The 17,910-nt window shown below is 71.9% G+C and carries 14 protein-coding genes; 9 read left to right on the top strand and 5 right to left on the bottom strand.

Annotated features, from left to right (window positions below; translation table 11 throughout):
* The first annotated feature begins 23 nt into the window (after window positions 1–23).
* Complete coding sequence (locus AB0E91_RS14965; RefSeq protein WP_361780562.1) at window positions 24–830, top strand: exodeoxyribonuclease III; 807 nt, start codon at window positions 24–26, stop codon at window positions 828–830.
* A gap of 16 nt (window positions 831–846) precedes the next feature.
* Here the strand turns inward: AB0E91_RS14965 and AB0E91_RS14960 are convergent, their stop codons facing one another.
* Window positions 847–1,467, bottom strand: a complete 621-nt coding sequence (locus AB0E91_RS14960) for a MerR family transcriptional regulator (protein WP_361781308.1) — start codon at window positions 1,465–1,467, stop codon at window positions 847–849.
* Window positions 1,468–1,655: 188 nt separating this feature from the next.
* Between AB0E91_RS14960 and AB0E91_RS14955 the strand changes: the two genes are divergently transcribed.
* From AB0E91_RS14955 to AB0E91_RS14940, 4 genes are all read left to right on the top strand, one after another.
* Window positions 1,656–3,242, top strand: a complete 1,587-nt coding sequence (locus AB0E91_RS14955; RefSeq protein ID WP_361780559.1) for an NAD(P)/FAD-dependent oxidoreductase — start codon at window positions 1,656–1,658, stop codon at window positions 3,240–3,242.
* Entirely contained in the window at window positions 3,239–4,174 is a 936-nt protein-coding gene (locus tag AB0E91_RS14950; RefSeq protein WP_361780556.1) for an alpha/beta hydrolase, read from the top strand. Before AB0E91_RS14955 ends, AB0E91_RS14950 begins: the two co-directional genes overlap by 4 nt.
* Window positions 4,171–5,055, top strand: coding sequence for an SDR family oxidoreductase (locus tag AB0E91_RS14945; protein ID WP_361780553.1), 885 nt, complete (start codon window positions 4,171–4,173; stop codon window positions 5,053–5,055). Before AB0E91_RS14950 ends, AB0E91_RS14945 begins: the two co-directional genes overlap by 4 nt.
* A gap of 90 nt (window positions 5,056–5,145) precedes the next feature.
* Window positions 5,146–5,400, top strand: coding sequence for a hypothetical protein (locus AB0E91_RS14940; protein ID WP_161178647.1), 255 nt, complete (start codon window positions 5,146–5,148; stop codon window positions 5,398–5,400).
* A 72-nt stretch (window positions 5,401–5,472) separates the two neighbouring features.
* Here the strand turns inward: AB0E91_RS14940 and helR are convergent, their stop codons facing one another.
* Window positions 5,473–7,644 (bottom strand): RNA polymerase recycling motor ATPase HelR, encoded by a 2,172-nt coding sequence (helR, locus tag AB0E91_RS14935; RefSeq protein WP_361780549.1) that lies wholly within the window; start codon window positions 7,642–7,644, stop codon window positions 5,473–5,475.
* Window positions 7,645–7,817: 173 nt separating this feature from the next.
* Complete coding sequence (locus AB0E91_RS14930) at window positions 7,818–11,174, bottom strand: S41 family peptidase (protein ID WP_361780546.1); 3,357 nt, start codon at window positions 11,172–11,174, stop codon at window positions 7,818–7,820.
* 261 nt (window positions 11,175–11,435) lie between these two features.
* On the opposite strand from AB0E91_RS14930, the gene AB0E91_RS14925 reads away from it, so the two are divergent.
* From AB0E91_RS14925 to AB0E91_RS14915, 3 genes are all read left to right on the top strand, one after another.
* Entirely contained in the window at window positions 11,436–12,035 is a 600-nt protein-coding gene (locus AB0E91_RS14925) for a TetR/AcrR family transcriptional regulator (protein ID WP_361780543.1), read from the top strand.
* A 115-nt stretch (window positions 12,036–12,150) separates the two neighbouring features.
* The gene (locus AB0E91_RS14920) at window positions 12,151–14,355 is read left to right on the top strand and encodes an MMPL family transporter (RefSeq protein WP_361780540.1); all 2,205 of its coding nucleotides are present in this window, start codon (window positions 12,151–12,153) and stop codon (window positions 14,353–14,355) included.
* Window positions 14,356–14,544: 189 nt separating this feature from the next.
* Entirely contained in the window at window positions 14,545–15,390 is an 846-nt protein-coding gene (locus tag AB0E91_RS14915) for an EamA family transporter (RefSeq protein WP_361780537.1), read from the top strand.
* Between the two features lie 35 nt (window positions 15,391–15,425).
* Here the strand turns inward: AB0E91_RS14915 and AB0E91_RS14910 are convergent, their stop codons facing one another.
* Window positions 15,426–15,791: a hypothetical protein gene (locus AB0E91_RS14910; RefSeq protein ID WP_361780534.1), complete on the bottom strand. Its 366-nt coding sequence runs from the start codon at window positions 15,789–15,791 to the stop codon at window positions 15,426–15,428.
* 2 nt (window positions 15,792–15,793) lie between these two features.
* Entirely contained in the window at window positions 15,794–17,059 is a 1,266-nt protein-coding gene (locus tag AB0E91_RS14905; protein WP_361780531.1) for a helix-turn-helix transcriptional regulator, read from the bottom strand.
* Window positions 17,060–17,458: 399 nt separating this feature from the next.
* Between AB0E91_RS14905 and AB0E91_RS14900 the strand changes: the two genes are divergently transcribed.
* Window positions 17,459–17,797 carry a hypothetical protein gene (locus AB0E91_RS14900; protein WP_361780528.1) on the top strand — a complete coding sequence of 113 codons (339 nt, stop codon included), beginning with the start codon at window positions 17,459–17,461 and terminating at the stop codon, window positions 17,795–17,797.
* Window positions 17,798–17,910 lie beyond the last annotated feature (113 nt).

The following is a 17,910-nucleotide window of genomic DNA, read 5'->3' as shown; positions in this document are numbered from 1 at the left end:
CCGGGGTGTGCCGGTATCGTGCCATGGTGCTGACTGTTACCTCCGTGAACGTGAACGGGCTCCGTGCCGCCGCCAAGAAGGGCTTCGTGGAGTGGCTGGCGCAGACCCCGGCCGACGTGGTCTGCCTCCAGGAGGTGCGCGCCGAGCCGCATCAGCTGCCCGAGGAGGTGCGGGAGCCCGAGGGCTGGCACGTCGTGCACGCCCCGGCCGCCGCCAAGGGCCGCGCCGGTGTCTCCCTGTACACGCGCCGTGAGCCCGACCGGGTCCGGGTCGGCTTCGGCTCCGCCGAGTTCGACGGCTCCGGGCGCTATGTCGAGGCCGAGCTGCCCGGCGTCACCGTCGCCTCCCTCTATCTGCCCTCCGGCGAGGTCGGCACCGAGCGGCAGGACGAGAAGGTCCGCTTCATGGGCGAGTTCCTGGCCCACCTGAAGAAGCTGCGCGAGCGGTCCGCCGCCGACGGCCGCGAGGTCCTGGTCTGCGGCGACTGGAACATCGCCCACCAGCAGGCCGACCTCAAGAACTGGCGCGCCAACACCAGGAACTCCGGCTTCCTGCCCGAGGAGCGGGAGTGGCTGAGCCGGGTGCTCGCCCCCGGGGACGGCGGCTACGTCGACGTCATGCGCGCCCTGCACCCCGGCGTGGACGGCCCCTACAGCTGGTGGTCCTACCGCGGCCGCGCCTTCGACAACGACTCCGGCTGGCGCATCGACTACCACCTGGCCACCGCCGGGCTCGCCGCCAAGGCCGTCAAGGGCTCCGTGGAGCGCGCGGCCACCCACGCCGAGCGCTGGTCGGACCACGCGCCGGTGACCGTCGTCTACGAGCGCTGACGCCCCCTTCCGGGCCTCACTCCCGCTTCCGCAGCCGCCGGTCCAGCGCCAGCGACAGTTCCGCCTCCACCACGCTCCGCGCCAGCGGCCGCAGCCGGTGCAGGTCCTCCTCGGGGCCGTGGCGGAGGACCAGGGAGGCGAAGAGGTCGGCCAGGGCGTCGACGTGTTCGCGGACCCGGGCGCCCGCCGCCAGGACCTCGGCGAGCGGGATGCCCTCGCGGACCAGGGCGGAGGAGACGTCCAGCAGACGGCCGCTGATGTGCACGATCTCGTCGCCGTCGGTGCCGACGTAGCCCAGCTCCAGGGCGGCGGCCAGGTTCTCCGGGGTGTCCTGCCCCGCGAAGCGGGCCGCCAGCTCCTCCGGGGTGAGCCGTACCGGCTCCTCCTCGCTGGGCGGACCGACCCCGAGCAGGTCGGCGACGTCGCGGCCGTTCTCCAGGGCCTCGGCCAGCTCCGCTATGCCGTTCAGCGTGTGGCCGCGCTCCAGCAGGGCCGAGATCGTGCGCAGCCGGGCCAGATGGTGGTCGTCGTACCAGGCGATACGGCCCTCGCGGCGGGGCGGCGGGATCAGCTTGCGTTCGCGGTAGAAGCGCAGGGTGCGCACGGTGATGCCGGCCAGCCGGGCCAGCTCCTCCATGCGGTACTCCCGTACGCCGCCGGTCTGCTCCGCGCTGGGTCCGCCCTCTTCCGTCACGCCCGCAGCCTATGGCGTACCGCCGGTAACTTTCCTTTCGCGCCCCCTACCGCTCGGTACGGAGCTGCTCTACAGTCCCATTGCGCCAGTGTTCACTGGCAGAGTCCAAGCTGATGCGTGGAGGCTTCGGGATGGCCCAGCACGAGCATGTACGGGTGGCGGTGATCGGGTCCGGCTTCGGCGGCCTTGGAGCGGCCGTGCGGCTGCGCCGCGAGGGGATCACCGACTTCGTCGTCCTGGAGCGGGCGAGCGGGGTGGGCGGCACCTGGCGGGACAACAGTTACCCCGGCTGTGCCTGCGACGTGCCGTCGCACCTGTACTCCTTCTCCTTCGCCCCCAACCCCGACTGGCCGCGCACCTTCTCCGGGCAGGAGCACATCCGCGCCTACCTGGAGCACGTCGCGGACACCTTCGGGCTGCGTCCGCACCTGCGCTTCGACTCCGAGGTCAGGCTGATGACCTGGGACGCGGAGCGGCTGCGCTGGAACATCGAGACGACGAGCGGTTCGCTCTCCGCCGACGTGGTGGTCTCCGCCACCGGGCCGCTGTCCGACCCGAGGATCCCCGCGATCCCGGGCCTGGACTCCTTCCCCGGCAAGGTGTTCCACTCCGCCCGCTGGGACCACGACTACGACCTGCGCGGCAAGCGCGTCGCCATGGTCGGCACCGGCGCCTCCGCCATCCAGATCGTCCCCGAGATCCAGCCGGAGGTCGGCCGCCTCACCCTCTTCCAGCGCACCCCGCCCTGGGTGATGCCCCGCGTGGACCGCGCCATCAGCGGCGCCGAGCGGCGGCTGCACCAGGCGCTGCCCTTCACCACCCGGCTGCGGCGCGGGCTGCTGTGGGGCATCCGGGAGCTCCAGGTGCAGGCCTTCACCAAGCACCCCGACGAACTCGGCCTGGTCGAGCGGCTCGCCCGGCGGAACATGGCCCGCGCGATCAAGGACCCGGCCCTGCGCGCCAAGCTCACCCCGGACTACCGCATCGGCTGCAAGCGCATCCTGCTGTCCAACGCCTACTATCCGGCGATCGCCCGGTCCAACGTGGACGTGGTCGCGAGCGGGCTCAGCGAGGTCCGCGGCTCGACCGTGGTCGCCGCCGACGGCACGGAGACCGAGGTCGACGCGATCATCTTCGGTACGGGCTTCCACGTCACGGACATGCCCATCGCCGAGCGCGTGGTCGGCACCGGCGGCATCACGCTCGCGGACGCCTGGAAGGGCGGGATGCAGGCGCTGCGTGGTGGCGCCGCCGCCGGGTTCCCGAACTGGCTGAGCATCATCGGGCCCAACACCGGCCTGGGGAACTCCTCCATGATCCTCATGATCGAGTCCCAGCTGAACTACCTCGCCGACTATCTGCGCCAGCTGGACGTGCTCGGCGGCCGGGTCGCCCTCGACGCCCGTCCGGCCGCCGTCGACGCCTGGAACGACCGGGTGCAGGAGCGGATGCGGCGCACGGTGTGGAACAACGGCGGCTGCACCAGCTGGTACCTGGACGCGAGCGGCCGCAACACCACCCTCTGGCCGGGCACGACCGCCGAGTTCCGCCGCGCGGTCCGGCGGGTGGACCTCGGGGAGTACGAGGTGATCCGCGCGGGGAAGGCGACACCAGAGGTGCCTGAGGCGTCCGAGGCGTCCGAGGCTCCGGAGGCCGCGAAGCCCGCCGCCAAGTCGTCCGCCGGGAAGAAGCCCGCCCGCACCGAGGCCGGCGCGTGAGCCGCCCCGAGCCGGTCGCCACCGGCCCCTACGCCCCGCCGGTCCCCGCCCGCACCGTGGACGTCATCTCCGCCGACGGCGCCCGGCTGCACGTCGAGGTGCACGGCCCCGACGGCGCCCCGCCCGTCGTCCTCGCCCACGGCTGGACCTGCTCCACCGCCTTCTGGGCCGCGCAGATACGGGACCTGGCGCGCGACCACCGGGTGATCGCCTACGACCAGCGCGGCCACGGCCGCAGCCCGCTCAGCCCGGCCTGCTCCACGAGCGCGCTCGCCGACGACCTCGAAGCCGTCCTCGCGCACACCCTCGTGCCCGGCGAACAGGCCCTGATCGCCGGGCACTCCATGGGCGGCATGACCGTCATGGCCGCCGCGAACCGCCCCCGCTTCCGCGAGCACGCGGCCGCCGTCCTGCTGTGCAGCACCGGCAGTTCGCGGCTCACCGCCCAGGCCAGGGTGGTGCCGCTGCCCGCCGGGCGGCTGCGCACCCGGCTGAGCGGGCACATCCTCGGCTCGCGCGCCCCGCTGGGCCCGGTCACGCCGGTGGCGAAGGCGGTCCTCAAGTACGCGACCATGGGCGCCGGTTCGGCCCCGCACATGGTGGAGGCCTGCGCCCGTATCGTGCACGCCTGCCCGCGCGCCGCCCGGCACGCCTGGGGCAAGGTCCTGGCCGGGCTCGATCTCGACCACGGCGTAAGGCAGTTGACCGTGCCCACCGAGGTGCTGCACGGCACCGCCGACCGGCTCACCCCCTCGGCGCACGCGCACGCGCTGGTCGCCGCGCTGCCGCGCTGCGTCGGCCTGACCGAGCTGACCGGCGCGGGCCACATGACCCCGGTGGAGGCACCGGAGGCTGTGACGGCGCGGATACGGGAACTCGTCACCACGTACGTCGCGGGGAACACCCCCGCATCGCTGGAGGAGGGCGCATGAGCAGGGTGGGTCTCGAAGGACAGGTCGCGGTCGTCACCGGGGCGGCGCGCGGCGTCGGGGAGCTGCTGGCCCGCAAGCTCTCCGCGCGCGGAGCGACCGTGGCGCTGGTCGGCCTGGAGGAGGAGGAGCTGAAGGCCGCCTCCGAGCGGCTGCACGGCGAGGGCGGCTACTGGTACGCCGACGTCACCGACCACGAGGCGATGAGCCGGGTGGCCCGGGAGGTCAAGGAGCGCTTCGGCAAGGTGGACATCGTGGTCGCCAACGCCGGTGTGGCGAACGGGGGTCCGTTCGCCGACTCCGACCCGGTGGCCTGGCGCCGGGTGATTGAGGTGAACCTGATCGGCTCGGCCGTCACCGCCCGCGCCTTCCTGCCGGTGCTGACCGAGAGCCGGGGCTATCTCCTCCAGGTCGCCTCGCTCGCCGCGATGACCCCGGCGCCGATGATGACGGCGTACTGCGCCTCCAAGGCGGGCGTGGAGGCGTACGCGCACAGCCTGCGCGCCGAAGTCGGCCACCAGGGCGTGCGGGTGGGCGTCGCGTACCTCTCCTGGACCGACACCGACATGGTGCGCGGCGCCGATCAGGACGACGTGATGCGGGAGTTGAGGCAGCGACTGCCCTGGCCGGCGAACAAGACCTATCCGCTGGGCCCGGCCGTGGACCGTATCGCGGACGGCATCGAGCGGCGCTCGGCGCATGTGTACGGGCAGTGGTGGCTGCGCGGGATGCAGGGGGTGCGCGGGTATCTCCCGGCGCTGATCGGCACGGTCGGGCAGCGCGAGATGCGCAGGTACGCCTCCCGGCTCCAGGGGATGCGCTCGGGTCTGGTGGGCGCGGGCGGTGCGGCGGACGAGGCGGAGAGGGCTACGGAACGTAACTGATCGACATGCGCTCCGTGTTCGGGCGTGTGAATCTGGTCGAGGCCCAGCAAGGGCCGATTTCCCCTCACCCCACCAGGGATGTGAACCCACATGGGTATGAAGGACCAGATCCAGGAGAAGTCCCGCCAGGCGCAGGACCAGGCCAAGGAGAAGATGGGCCAGGCCCGCGAGAAGGCGGGGCAGACCCGTGACAAGGCGGCCCAGGGCCGTGACAAGGCCGGTGCCGGTCAGCGTGGCCAGCAGCAGCGTGACGGCCGTCCGGAGCGCGACGCCCGCCAGGCCGGTGCTCACGAGGCGAACCGCGACCACCGCGCGGACCGCTTCGACCCGGACCACAGCGCCTGAGCGTCGCGTCCGGCGTCAGCCGTGAAGGCGGGGTGCCCGGTAGGCCACCGGGCACCCCGCCCCGGCCGTGCTCTACTCGCCCGTGAGGACGACGAGCCGCTGGGTCGCCCGGGTCATCGCCACATAGCGGTCCACCGCGCCCTCGATCCCCGTGCCGAACGCCTCCGGCTCCACCAGCACGACCAGGTCGAATTCGAGCCCCTTCGCCAACTCCGGTGTCAGCGACCGGACTCGGGGCCGCTCCGTGAACGCGGGATCGCCGATGACACAGGCGGTCCCTTCAGCGTGCTCGGCCAGCCAGTCGTCCAGGACCTTGTCCAGCTCGGACACCGCGCCGTACGTGACCGGAATTCCGTTGGACCGCACGGACGTCGGCACGTTGGCGTCCGGCAGCGCGGCGCGGATCACCGGCTCCGCCTCCGTCATCACCTCTTCCGGCGTGCGGTAGTTGATGCTCAGCGAGGCCACCTCCGCCCGGTCGAGGCCGACCCGCGCGAGCCGCTCCCGCCACGACTCGGTGAAGCCGTGCCGGGCCTGGGCGCGGTCGCCGACGATGGTGAAGCTGCGGGACGGGCAGCGCAGCAGCAGCATCTGCCACTCGGCGTCGGTCAGTTCCTGGGCCTCGTCCACGACGATGTGCGCGAACGGACCGGCCAGCTCGTCGGTGTCGAGGGCGGGCAGCGCGTCCTCGTCGACCAGGCTGTCCTTGAGGTCCTGCCCGTGCAGCATGGTCACCGCGCCCTCGCCGTCGGGGTCGGCGGCGATCACGCTGTCGATGACGGCGGCCATGCGCTCGCGCTCGGCGGCCACCGTGGCGGCCTTGTGGCGCTTCTTCCGGGCGGTCTCCGGGTCGCCGAGCCGCTGCCGGGCCGCGTCGAGCAGGGGCAGGTCGGACACCGTCCACGCCTGCGGGTCCGCGCGGCGCAGCAGGCGTACCTCGTCGGGGGTGAGCCAGGGGGCGCACATCCGCAGGTAGGCGGGGACCGTCCACAGGTCACCGACCAGGTCGGCCGCCTCCAGCAGGGGCCATGCCTGGCGCAGGGTGCCGGTCAGCTCGGCGTCGGCGGCCAGCGCCCGGCGGAACAGCTTCGGCGGGACCTCCACGTCGAGCTTGTCCAGGAGGATCGTGATCAGGGCCTCCCAGATCAGCTCCCGGGCCTCGTTGTGCGGGACGCCCGCCTCCGCGGCCTCGAACGCCTCGGCCCAGTCGGCGGCGGTCAGCCGCAGCTCGGCCCAGGGGGTGGAGACGGTGAGCGCCTCGGTGGGCGGGGTCTCGTAGAAGCGCACCGCCTTCTCGATCGCCTTCACCAGCTGAGCCGAGGACTTCAGCCGGGCCACCTCCGGGTCGGCCTCGGCGCCGGCGGTGGCGCCCTCGGCGACCAGGTCCCGCACGGTGCAGGTGCGTACGCCCTCCTCGCCGAGGCTCGGCAGCACGTCCGCGACGTAGTTCAGGTACGGCTGGTGCGGGCCGACGAACAGCACACCGCCCCTGCGGTGTCCGAGGCGCGGGTCGGAGTGGAGCAGATAGGCGGAGCGGTGCAGGGCTACGACGGTCTTGCCGGTGCCGGGTCCGCCGTCCACCACGAGGGCGCCGCGCGAGGAGGCGCGGATGATGGCGTCCTGGTCGGCCTGGATGGTGGCGAGCACGTCCCGCATCCGCTCCGAGCGGTTGGTGCCCAGGGTGGCGATGAACGCGGACTGGTCGTCGAGGGCCGCGTGGTGCTCCAGGCCCTCGGTGGTGAACACCTCGTCCCAGTAGTCGCTGATCCGGCCGCGCGTCCAGCGGTAGCGGCGGCGGCTGGTCAGGCCCATCGGCTGGGCATGGGTGGCCGCGAAGAACGGTTCGGCGGCGGGGGAGCGCCAGTCGATCAGCAGACGGCGGCCGTCGCTGTCGGTGAGGCCGAGCCGTCCGATGTAGACCGGCTCGGGGTCGTCGGCGCGGACGATGCGGCCGAGGCACAGGTCGAGGCCGAAGCGGCGCAGGGCGCGCAGCCGGGCGGTCAGCCGGTGGATCTCCAGGTCACGCTCCAGCACCTCCCGGCCGACCCCGCCGGGCGCCCGGCGCAGCGCGTCGATGCTCGCGGACAACTCGGCGACGTTCTGCTCCAGGCTCTCGGCGATGGCCGCGAAGTGCCGCTCGTCGTCGGCGATCAGTGCCGGGTCGGCCTTGGCGGCGAGCCGGTCGGGCAGGTCGAACGCGCGGGACTCGGGCGCGGGCTCGCGCACGGACAGCAGCGCACACATGGCGTGGATCACTCATTTCCGCAGGTTCTGGGCTCGGCCAGCGATTGTGCGGCATGAGGGGGGCCTTGCCGCAAGGCCCCCCTTGCGCTATAGCTTGTAAGTGGCGGGGAGTGTGTACTCCTCCCGTCGCCTCCTCTCCGCGCCCCTCGTCCGGGGTCACTCTCGCGGCTCTCTCAACTCTCCTCGCGCGGCGGCAGCTTGGGCCGCGAACGGTTCGGTACGTCGCTGTAGTCGGGCGGCACCGAGGCCGGGGTCGTCTCCAGCATGTCGAGCGCGAGCCGCACCGCGTCGTCCAGCTGGGCGTAGCGGCCCTCGGCCCAGTCCAGCGGGGTACGCAGCGCCTCCAGGTCGGGGGCGACGCCCCGGTTCTCCACGGACCAGCCGTACTCGTCGAACCAGGCCGCGTTCATCGGCACCGTGATGACCGTGCCGTCCCCGAGCCGGTGCCGTCCGGTCATGCCGACGACTCCGCCCCAGGTGCGCTGCCCGACCACCGGTCCGAGCCCGAGCAGCTTGAACGCGGCGGTGATCATGTCGCCGTCGGAGGAGGTCGCCTCGTCCGCGAGCGCCACGACCGGTCCCCGGGGCGCGTTGGAGGTGTACGACACCGGCTGCGCGTCCCGGGTGAGGTCCCAGCCGAGGATCGTCCGGGTCAGCTTCTCGATGACCAGCTCGCTGATGTGGCCGCCCGCGTTGCCCCGCACGTCCACGAGCAGCGCGGGCCGCGAGACCTCCAGACGCAGATCCCGGTTGAACTGCGCCCAGCCGGAGCCGCCCATGTCGGGGATGTGCAGATAGCCGCACTTGCCGCCGCTCAGCTCCCGCACCACCTGGCGCCGCTTGGCCACCCAGTCCTGGTAGCGCAGCGGGCGCTCGTCGATCAGCGGCACGACCGCGACCCGGCGCGGCGGTCCCGGCTCGCCCTGCGGCGGGGTGAAGGTCAGGTCCACGGTGGTGCCGCCCGAGCCCGCCAACAGCGGGTACGGACCGGTCACCGGGTCGACCGGGCGGCCGTTGACGTGGGTCAGCACCGCGCCCTCGCGGATGCCGGTGCCCGCCAGCGGGGAGCGCGCCCGGGAGTCGGAGGAGTCGCCGTGCAGGATGCGCCGGACCACCCACGAGCCGTCCCGGCGTACGAAGTTGGCGCCGAGCAACCCCTGTCTGCGCTGGTAGTGCGGCGGGCCCTCGCTGCGCCGGGCCGGGGTGACATAGGCGTGCGAGGTGCCGAGTTCGCCGAGGACCTCGCGGAGCAGGTCGGCGAACTCGTCGGGGGAGGTGACCCGTTCGACCAGCGGGCGGTACTGCTCCAGGACCGCGTCCCAGTCGACGCCGCACATGTTGGGCGCCCAGAAGTAGTCCCGGATCAGGCGCCCCGCCTCGCCGTACGCCCCCCGCCACTCGGCGCCGGGGTCCACCTCGTGCAGGATGCGGCGCAGGTCCATCCAGACGGTGCTGTCGCTGTCGCCGGGCTCGGTCGCGGGCACCGCGCGCAGCTCGCCCTCGTCCACCACCACGAGCCGGGTGCCGTCGCCGCTCACCTCGAACCAGTCGAGATGGCCCACGAGTTCGGACTTCTTCGCCTTGCTGAGGTTGAAGTGCTCAAGGGTCGGGCGGCCGGAGATGTCGGCCGGGTTCACGAAGGTCTCGCCGAGCGCGCCGGAGATCGGCCAGCGCAGCCAGACCAGGCCACCGCCCGCGACCGGACGCAGCGCCGAGTACTTGGAGGCGATCACCGGGAACGGCGTGACCCGGTTCTCCAGGCCCTCCAGCTCCACCATGACCGTGCCGCCCTCGCCGCTCTCGCTCTCCAGCGGGTCGAGCCCGCCCGCCGCCGGGCGCCCCTCGGGGTTCAGCGCGAAGGGCGAGGGCGTCGCGGAGGACAGCGGGACGAGGTACGGGCGCGAGCCCAGCGGGAAGGACAGGTCGCCGGTGTGCACGTCGTAGACCGGGTCGAAGCCGCGCCAGGAGAGGAAGGCGAGATAGCGGCCGTCGCTGGTGAAGACCGGGTTCTCGTCCTCGAAGCGGCCGTTGGTGACGTCCACGACCATCCGGTCCTTGATCCGGGCCAGCTTGATCTGCCGCAGCGAGCGGCCGATGCCCGGGTGGGACCAGGTGAGCCAGGCGCCGTCGGGGGAAAAGGCGAGGTCGCGGACGGGGCCGTTGACGGAGTGGATCAGCTCGGTGACGGTGCCGGGCGCGGCGGTCTCGGCGCCCTCCCCGCTCCCCTCTCCACTCTCGCCGTCCCCGGCGCTCCCGGTGTCCTCGGCGCTCCCGGTGTCCCCGGCGTTCTCGGTGTCCCCGGCGTTCTCGGCCACGTCGATCAGCAGCAGCCGCCCGTCGTTCGAGGCGACGGCGATCCGCTCGCCCTCCGGGTCCGAGACCATCTCCAGAACCCGCCCGAGCTTTCCCCGGGCCAGCAGCCGGGGCTCGCGGTCGCCGCTCGCGCGGGGCAGCTGGGCGATGCCGATCGCGTCGTCGCCCTCGGCGTCGGTGACGTAGGCGATCTGGCCGGTCGAGCCCAGCATCTCCGGCAGCCGGACCCGGACGCCGGGGGTGTCGGAGATGGTGCGGGCGGGGCCGTCGCGGTGGGTGAGCCAGTACAGGCTGCCGCGCACCACGACCGCGCTGGCCCGGCCGGTCTCGTCCACGGACAGGCCGTCCACGTTGTGTGCGGCGGGCACCTGGTAGGGGCGGCGGCCGGGGCTGGGCCCGCTGAGCCGGACATCGAGCTTGCGCGAGGTGCCGGTGGGGGAGAAGTCGTCCACGATCCACAGATCGCCCGCGCACTGGTAGACCACCCGGTCGCCGTCGGTGGAGGCGTGGCGGGCGTAGAAGGCGTCGTGGTCGGTGTGACGGCGCAGGTCGGAGCCGTCCATGGCGACGGAGTAGAGGTTGCCGATGCCCTCGTGGTCGGAGAGGAAGGCGATCCGCCCGGCGACGAACATCGGGGAGCCCAGCTGGCCGTCGATGTCCTCCAGGAGCCGCTTGCCCTGGAGCCAGAGCCTGCCCATGGCGCCGCCCCGGTAGCGCTTCCAGGAGGCCATCTCGTGCGGCGGGGTGCCGGTGAGCAGCAACGTCATGTGCTCGCCATCGACGTCGGCGACCTGGATGTCGCCGACCGGGCCCCAGGGCAGCCGGCCGCCCGGGTCGCCGTCGGTGGGGACCTTGTGGGCCCAGCTGAAGTACGAGAACGGCTGGCCGTGCGAGGCGACGGCCAGGATGTCGCTGCGGCCGCTCTGGTCCGGTGGCGTCCAGCCGCAGACCTGGGTGTCGGCGGTGCCCCAGTGCGTCAACTGCCGCGCGGGTCCGCCGTCGGTGCCGACCAGATGGATCTCGGGCATCAGACTGCGCCAGCTCGTGAACGCGATCCTGCTGCCGTCCGGCGAGAAGCGCGGGTGACCGGCCTTGGTGCGGTCCGCCGTGAGCCGCCAGGGGCGTCCCGGCGCGTCGAGGGGCGCCAGCCAGAGGTCGTCCTCGGCCACGAAGCACAGCTGATCGCCGTTGATGTGGGGAAGGCGCAGATAGCTCACCTACCCATGCTTTTCCGGCGGCGGAGGTGGGGCAACTCGGGCTTGTCCGGCGCGGCGGAACGGGACTCTCCGGGGGACGCCGGATGGGCCGTTCCGGTTGACGCGGGAGCTCGTGACGCAGGACACGTACGAAACGGTTTCGTTTCGCGGAAGGCTGCGCTACCTTCGTCCCGTACGAGGTCTCCTACGCTGTGTCGTAGAAGGCTTTCGTGCGAAGTCCCCCACGGGACCGTGTCGTTGAACAGTGGGAGGGTGAGACCGATGACCGATGCCGCCACCGCGCGGCGCAGCAGGCTCACGCCCGAGCGTGCGGCCGAGCTGTACGAGGCCGTGCTCGACCTGCTGCGCGAGGTCGGTTACGACGCCCTCACCATGGACGCCGTCGCCGCCCGCACCCGCTCCAGCAAGGCCACGCTCTACCGCCAGTGGGGCGGCAAGGCCGAGCTGGTCGCCCGCGCCATACGGCACGGCAAACCGGGCCGGACCTCCGACGTGGACACCGGCTCGTTGCGCGGCGACTTCCACGCGGTCGTCGGGCACGAGGACGACTGCGCCATGGAGCAGAACAGCGCCCTGATGCGGGGCCTGGCCATGGCCGTCCACAACAACCCCGACCTGCTCACGGCCTTCCGGGAGCATCTCATCGAGCCCGAGATGAGCGCGCTGCGCGCGATGGTCGCACGGGCCGTGGAACGGGGTGAGGTCGCGCCGGACAACCCGGCGCTGCCGTTCGTGACGCACATGATGATCGGCGCGTTCGCGACGCGCGCGCTCATCGACGAACAGCCGCCGACGCAGGCGTTCCTGCGCTCGTACATCGACGCCGTGGTCCTCCCCTCCCTCGGCGTCCCCGTTTCCTGAACCCCGACTTCTCGGATCTCCCCAGCAAGCCCACCACCTGACGTCACCGCTCACGTCGCCGGGCTGATCACCCCTGCCCAGATGCCCGTCACGACCTGACCGGGAGTACGCCCTCGTGGCCACGTATCTCTACAAACTAGGCCGGTTCGCCTTCCGGCGACGGCACTTCGTCGCCCTGCTGTGGATCGCGCTGCTCACCCTCGCCGGGGTGGGCGCCGCCTCCGCGCCGCCCGCCGGAAACTCCTCCTTCTCCATCCCGGGAACCGAGGCGCAGCGCGCCTTCGACCTGCTGGAACAGCGCTTCCCCGGCATGAGCGCCGACGGCGCCACCGCCCGTGTCGTCTTCAAGGCGCCCGCCGGGCACAAGATGACCGACGCAAGCGAGAAGGCGGCCGTCCAGAAGACGGTCAAGGAGCTGTCCTCCGGCTCCGAGGTCGCCTCCGTCGCCGACCCGTACGCCGGACACGCCGTCAGCCGGGACGGCACGATCGCCTACGCCTCGGTGAAGTACAAGGTCTCCGGCATGGAGCTGAAGGACGACTCCCGGGACGCCCTCAAGGAGGCCGCCGGGCACGCCCGCGAGGCCGGGCTCACCGTCGAGGTCGGCGGCGACGCGCTCAACGCCACGCCCGAGACCGGCTCCAGCGAGATCATCGGCGTCGGCATCGCCGCTGTCATCCTCGTCATCACCTTCGGCTCGCTCATCGCCGCCGGGCTGCCGCTGCTCACCGCGATCGTCGGCGTCGGCATCGGTGTCTCCACGATCGCCGCGCTGGCCAAGCCGCTCGACCTCGGCTCCACCACCTCCACTCTGGCGTCGATGATCGGCCTCGCGGTCGGCATCGACTACGCCCTGTTCATCGTCTCCCGCTACCGCGCCGAACTGGCCGAGGGCCGCGAGCGCGAGGAGGCGGCGGGACGGGCCGTCGGTACGGCGGGCTCGGCGGTGGTCTTCGCGGGCCTCACGGTCGTCATCGCCCTGGTCGGCCTCTCGGTCGTCAACATCCCGATGCTGACCAAGATGGGCGTGGCCGCGGCGGGCACGGTCGCCATCGCCGTCCTCATCGCGCTCACCATGATCCCGGCGCTGCTCGGCTACGCGGGCCGCACGGTCAAGCCGGCGGGCGAGAAGAGCAAGCTGCTGGGTGGCGGGCGTTCGTCCGCGAAGTCCGACCGCCCCAACATGGGCACCCGGTGGGCGAGTTTCGTCGTCCGCCGCCCGGTCGCCGTCCTGCTGCTCGGCGTCATCGGCCTCGGCGCCGCCGCCGTACCGGCCGCCTCTTTGGAGCTCGGCCTGCCGGACGACGGCGCCCAGCCCGTCTCCACCACCCAGCGCCGCGCCTACGACCTGCTCTCCGAGGGCTTCGGGCCCGGCTTCAACGGCCCGCTGATGGTCGTGGTCGACGCGAAGAAGAGCGACGACCCGAAGGCCGCGTTCACCAAGGTCGGCGACGAGATCAAGGGCCTCAAGGACGTCGTCACGGTCACCCCGCCCACGCCCAACAAGGCGGGCGACACCGCGATCATCACGGTCGTACCGAAGTCCAAGCCGTCCTCGGCCGTCACCGAGGACCTGGTGCACGCGATCCGCGGCAAGGGCGGCGCGATCACCACCGCGACGCACGCGACACTGCTGGTCACGGGTGCTACGGCGATGAACATCGACGTCTCCCAGAAGCTGAACGACGCGCTGCTGCCGTACCTGGCGCTGGTGGTCGGCATGGCCTTCCTGCTGTTGATCGTGGTCTTCCGCTCGATCCTGGTCCCGCTGAAGGCCGCCCTCGGCTTCCTGCTCAGCGTGCTCGCCGCCCTCGGCGCGGTCGTCGCGGTCTTCCAGTGGGGCTGGCTGTCCGGCCTGATGAACGTCGAGCAGACCGGCCCCGTCATGTCGATGATGCCGATCTTCATGGTGGGCGTGGTCTTCGGACTCGCCATGGACTACGAGGTCTTCCTCGTGACCCGGATGCGTGAGGCGTACGTCCACGGGGAGAACCCCGGCCAGGCCGTCGTCACCGGCTTCCGTTACAGCGCCCGGGTCGTCACCGCCGCCGCCGTCATCATGATCGCCGTCTTCTCCGGCTTCATCGGCTCCAGCGAGTCGATGATCAAGATGATCGGCTTCGGTCTCGCGATCGCCGTCTTCTTCGACGCGTTCATCGTCCGCATGGCCATCGTCCCGGCCGTCCTGGCCCTCCTCGGCCGCCGCGCCTGGTGGCTCCCGGCCTGGCTGGACCGGGCGCTGCCGAACGTGGACGTGGAGGGAGAGGGGCTGCGGACGGAGCGGGACGACGACCCGAAGCGGGAACTGGTCCATGCCTGAGTGCGGTTGACGCCTGAGCGTGCGTGACGCCTGTGCGCAGGTGACACGGAAGGCCGGTGAGGGGACCCCTCACCGGCCTTCCGCCGTCCCCGCCGGTCACCCCATCGGCACCTCGACGACACCCAAACCCCGTGTACACGCCACGCAGTGATCCGTTAGCGTGCCGGGTATGACGACTGGTCCTCACCGGTGACGCCGCTCGTCACCAGCGCCGTCCTGCTCGCCGCGTTCACCCACGCCGGGTGGAACGCCATCGCGCACCGGATCACCGACAAGCTGACCGGGTTCACGCTCATCGCCGGGGGCGGGCTGATCATCGGCCTGCTGATGGCCCTCTTCACACCATTGCCCGCCGGGCCCTCGTGGCCGTATCTCCTCATCTCGGCCGGAGTGCACGTCGCCTACTACGCGCTGCTGATGACCTCCTTCCGGCTCGGGGACTTCGGGCAGGCGTACCCCATCGCACGCGGCACCGCCCCGCTCGTCGTCACCGTCTTCGCCGCGCTGTTCGCGCACGAGGTGCCGAGCGGCTGGGCGGCGGCCGGGGTCGCGGTGTCGTGCGTGGGGCTGACCGGCGTCAGCCTCTGGGGACTGCGCGGACGGCGCCCCGACTGGAAGGCCATCGGCGCCGCCGTCGCCACCGGCCTCACCATCGCCGCGTACACCGTCCTCGACGGCCTCGGCGTCCGCCAGGCGCACACCCCGCTCGGCTACATCGCCTGGCTGATGGCGCTCCAGGGCGTGGTCATCCCGGCGTACATGTATGTGCGGGTGCGGGGCGGCATGCTGCGCCAACTCCGCCCGTACGCCCGCCTCGGCCTCCTCGGCGCCGCCCTCTCCGTCGCCGCCTACGCCCTCGTCCTGTGGGCCCAGACCCGCGCCCCGCTGGCCCCCGTCGCAGCCCTGCGCGAGTCCTCGATCATCGTCGGCGCGGCCATCGGGGCGGTGTTCTTCAAGGAACGGTTCGGAGCGCCTCGGATCGCGGCGGCGGGGTTGTTGGTGGTGGGGATCGGGTTGATGTTGCACGCGGGGTGAAGCCTTGCTTTGTTCGGCGGTGCCCTACGGCTGGCTCAACCCAGCGACTTCTCGATCGCCTCGAAGATGTCCGCGTCCGTCTCCTGCTGCCAGGCGGGGAGTTCGGACCAGTCGGCCACGTAGGCGGGCTTGGGGTCGACGAAGTGCCGGTACATCTGGGCGGTCCAGCAGACGGCCACGAAACGGCCCTTCTGCTCGCGGGTCAGTCGCGCGGCGGCACTCTCGCTGAGACCGATCAGCTGATACACCTGCGCGGCGACCGCCCCCGCCGCCTCCCGCTCCCACTGCGGGGTGTCCTCCCACGGGGCGACATAGCCGGGCTTGGGCTCACCGGGGAAGTGGCGGTGGACACCGGCGATCCAGGCTTCCCGGAACAGTCGTGCGCCCTCGGTCTCCGACATGGTTACCCCTCTCGTGACGACGTGCTCAGCGCGACGATCTCTGCCCCCAGCTCTGCCACGCGGCGATCCTGGCGCAGGGGGCCGAATTCGTCGTACAGACCCCGGAGTCTACGGGTGACGTATCCCGAGGACGAGGTGCGAGCCAGCTCGACGGCCTCGCTGCCGTAGGCGACGACCTGCTCCGGATCTCCGCGTCTCGCGCCGATGGCCGCGAGGTTCGTCAGCACTGCGCCCCGCCGCCGGTACGACAGGCCGGACGCCAAAGTTCCTTGCCCCATAGCCCTCTTCAGAGCGTTCTCGGCCAAATCCAGGCGTCCGAGCTGTACATAGCGGGCGCCGCGTTCCTCGGCCAGTCGTGATCCGTCGAACCTGAGCCACCCGCCGTTGCTGCCGTCCGGGCTCAGGTTCCGCACCTCTTCGGCCCGGTCCAACGCCCTTTCGCACGCGTTCAGTTCGCCCAGACCGGCGTAAGCCTCGGCCCGTACCGAGGCGACCCAGTAGCGAGTCGACAGCCCATCCTCACCCCGCCCGGCCAACGCTTCGGCGGCGCCGAGCATCTCGGCGGCTTGCGCGTAACGGTGCTCCGCCATCTCCACGTAAGCGTGCCGTACGAGAGCGCAGGCCCACAGGTCGTACGCTCCCGCGTCCTTGCCGAGCGTCGCGGCGAGCACGTACGAGGCGACGGCGTCGGAGTACCGGTCGGCGTCGAAGGCCACCTCACCGGCCAGCTGGAAGAGGTCGGCCGCCGCGGTCATCAGGGGGGAGGTACTGCCTCGATTCCCGGCCAGTGCCTCGGTGAGGGTGGTCAACTGGTCGCGGACCACGGGGTACACGGAGCGCTTGGAGCGGGCCAGTTGGTAGACCTGCCAGAGGTGGCCGTTCATACGGGCGAAGTCGGCGGGAGTCCCCCTCCGGACCCCCTCGGCGAGAGCTTCGGCCTCCTCGGCGGGAAGCGCGGCAAGGGCCCCGCTGACGGTGAGCAGGCGGAGGAATTCGCGGCGGATCATCTCGTCGGGGTCTCCCGCGTCCGGAGGGCCGCCGGATCGCCTCTCCCGCTCCTCTGCGTCGACCGGTCGCGGCGGTGTCAGGAGGGCGTCCAACTCGGCCAGGCTGATCTCGAGCACGGCGGCCAGCGCTCGTCGCTGGGTCGGGTGCGGAGCGATTCTGCCGCTTTCCCAGCGCCCGACCGTGGTGCGGTCCACGCCGACCAACTGGGCCAGTTTTTCCTGACTGTAGCCCAGGGTCTTGCGACGACGTGCCAGCCCCATGACCGTTCCTTCCCCGGTCCCACCTGGTTACGGTGCGTGCCCGGATCTGCGACAAGAGTGCCGCATGAACGCCGTGGCCACCTCCGACTTCAGCCGATTTCCTGGATGCCACCCCGGAACGACGGTTATTCCAAGGAGGAGTTCGGTCATGAGTACCAGAGGTGATGCGCGGGGGCGTCCGGCGGAGAGCGGGTTGGCGGAGGACTCCGCTACTCGGCAGCGCGTCCTCATGACGCTCAGGGTCTCTCGCGACTCCGGCCGGACCTGGGGCCCGGTCCTTGAGGTGCGGGAGCAGAAGGAGCGGATGCTTCCTGACAACCCCATGGGCTTTCCGCCCTGTTGCTGCCCGCGTTGCACGAACCGGGAACCGCGCTCGGCGGCCGTCCTCGGGACGGCGTCATGACGCGCTGTACGCATTGGCGGCGCGTTCCGCTGGACATCCTGCGGGAGGCCAGGGACCGGTCGCACTCCGGATGCGTCGACCGCGCCGTGCAGTGCCAGCTGTCCGAGCACCGGATCGGCGATCACTACGGCTTCCTCGATGACGCCGCGTACGCGACCGCGTCGTGGCTGCGCTGGGCCGGTAGTGAGGCCACGCAGGCTGTACTGGCCGACTGCCCGGTGCGGAGCGCCGGTGGCCATGAGGAGAGCTGCTGCCTCTTCGCGGGGCACGGTGGACGGCACACCTGGGAGGAGGGCCGGTCCGGGACGGAATCCGTTGGGCAGGCCACGGAGTGAGCCGTGTTGTCGGCCCCGTGTCGGGGCTGTCAGGGCGGTGTCGGTGGGTTGTCGGGTGGGGTTGGGACGTTGGGTGGGAGCCGGGCGGGCGGTCGTCCGGCGGGACCGCGATC

Origin of the sequence: Streptomyces sp. NPDC026659 (assembly GCF_040638245.1) — a bacterium.
In the GTDB taxonomy this organism is placed as follows: domain Bacteria; phylum Actinomycetota; class Actinomycetes; order Streptomycetales; family Streptomycetaceae; genus Streptomyces.
This window is presented reverse-complemented; position numbering and strand designations above follow the sequence as displayed.

What these genes read in the sequence shown, in the direction of transcription:
- AB0E91_RS14965 (WP_361780562.1), top strand. Translation starts at nt 24, where the DNA reads ATGGTGCTGACTGTTACCTCCGTGAACGTGAACGGGCTCCGTGCCGCC.
- AB0E91_RS14960 (WP_361781308.1), bottom strand. Translation starts at nt 1,467, where the DNA reads ATGGAGGAGCTGGCCCGGCTGGCCGGCATCACCGTGCGCACCCTGCGC.
- AB0E91_RS14955 (WP_361780559.1), top strand. Translation starts at nt 1,656, where the DNA reads ATGGCCCAGCACGAGCATGTACGGGTGGCGGTGATCGGGTCCGGCTTC.
- AB0E91_RS14945 (WP_361780553.1), top strand. Translation starts at nt 4,171, where the DNA reads ATGAGCAGGGTGGGTCTCGAAGGACAGGTCGCGGTCGTCACCGGGGCG.
- AB0E91_RS14940 (WP_161178647.1), top strand. Translation starts at nt 5,146, where the DNA reads ATGGGTATGAAGGACCAGATCCAGGAGAAGTCCCGCCAGGCGCAGGAC.
- helR (WP_361780549.1), bottom strand. Translation starts at nt 7,644, where the DNA reads ATGTGTGCGCTGCTGTCCGTGCGCGAGCCCGCGCCCGAGTCCCGCGCG.
- AB0E91_RS14925 (WP_361780543.1), top strand. Translation starts at nt 11,436, where the DNA reads ATGACCGATGCCGCCACCGCGCGGCGCAGCAGGCTCACGCCCGAGCGT.
- AB0E91_RS14910 (WP_361780534.1), bottom strand. Translation starts at nt 15,791, where the DNA reads ATGTCGGAGACCGAGGGCGCACGACTGTTCCGGGAAGCCTGGATCGCC.
- AB0E91_RS14905 (WP_361780531.1), bottom strand. Translation starts at nt 17,059, where the DNA reads ATGGGGCTGGCACGTCGTCGCAAGACCCTGGGCTACAGTCAGGAAAAA.
- AB0E91_RS14900 (WP_361780528.1), top strand. Translation starts at nt 17,459, where the DNA reads ATGACGCGCTGTACGCATTGGCGGCGCGTTCCGCTGGACATCCTGCGG.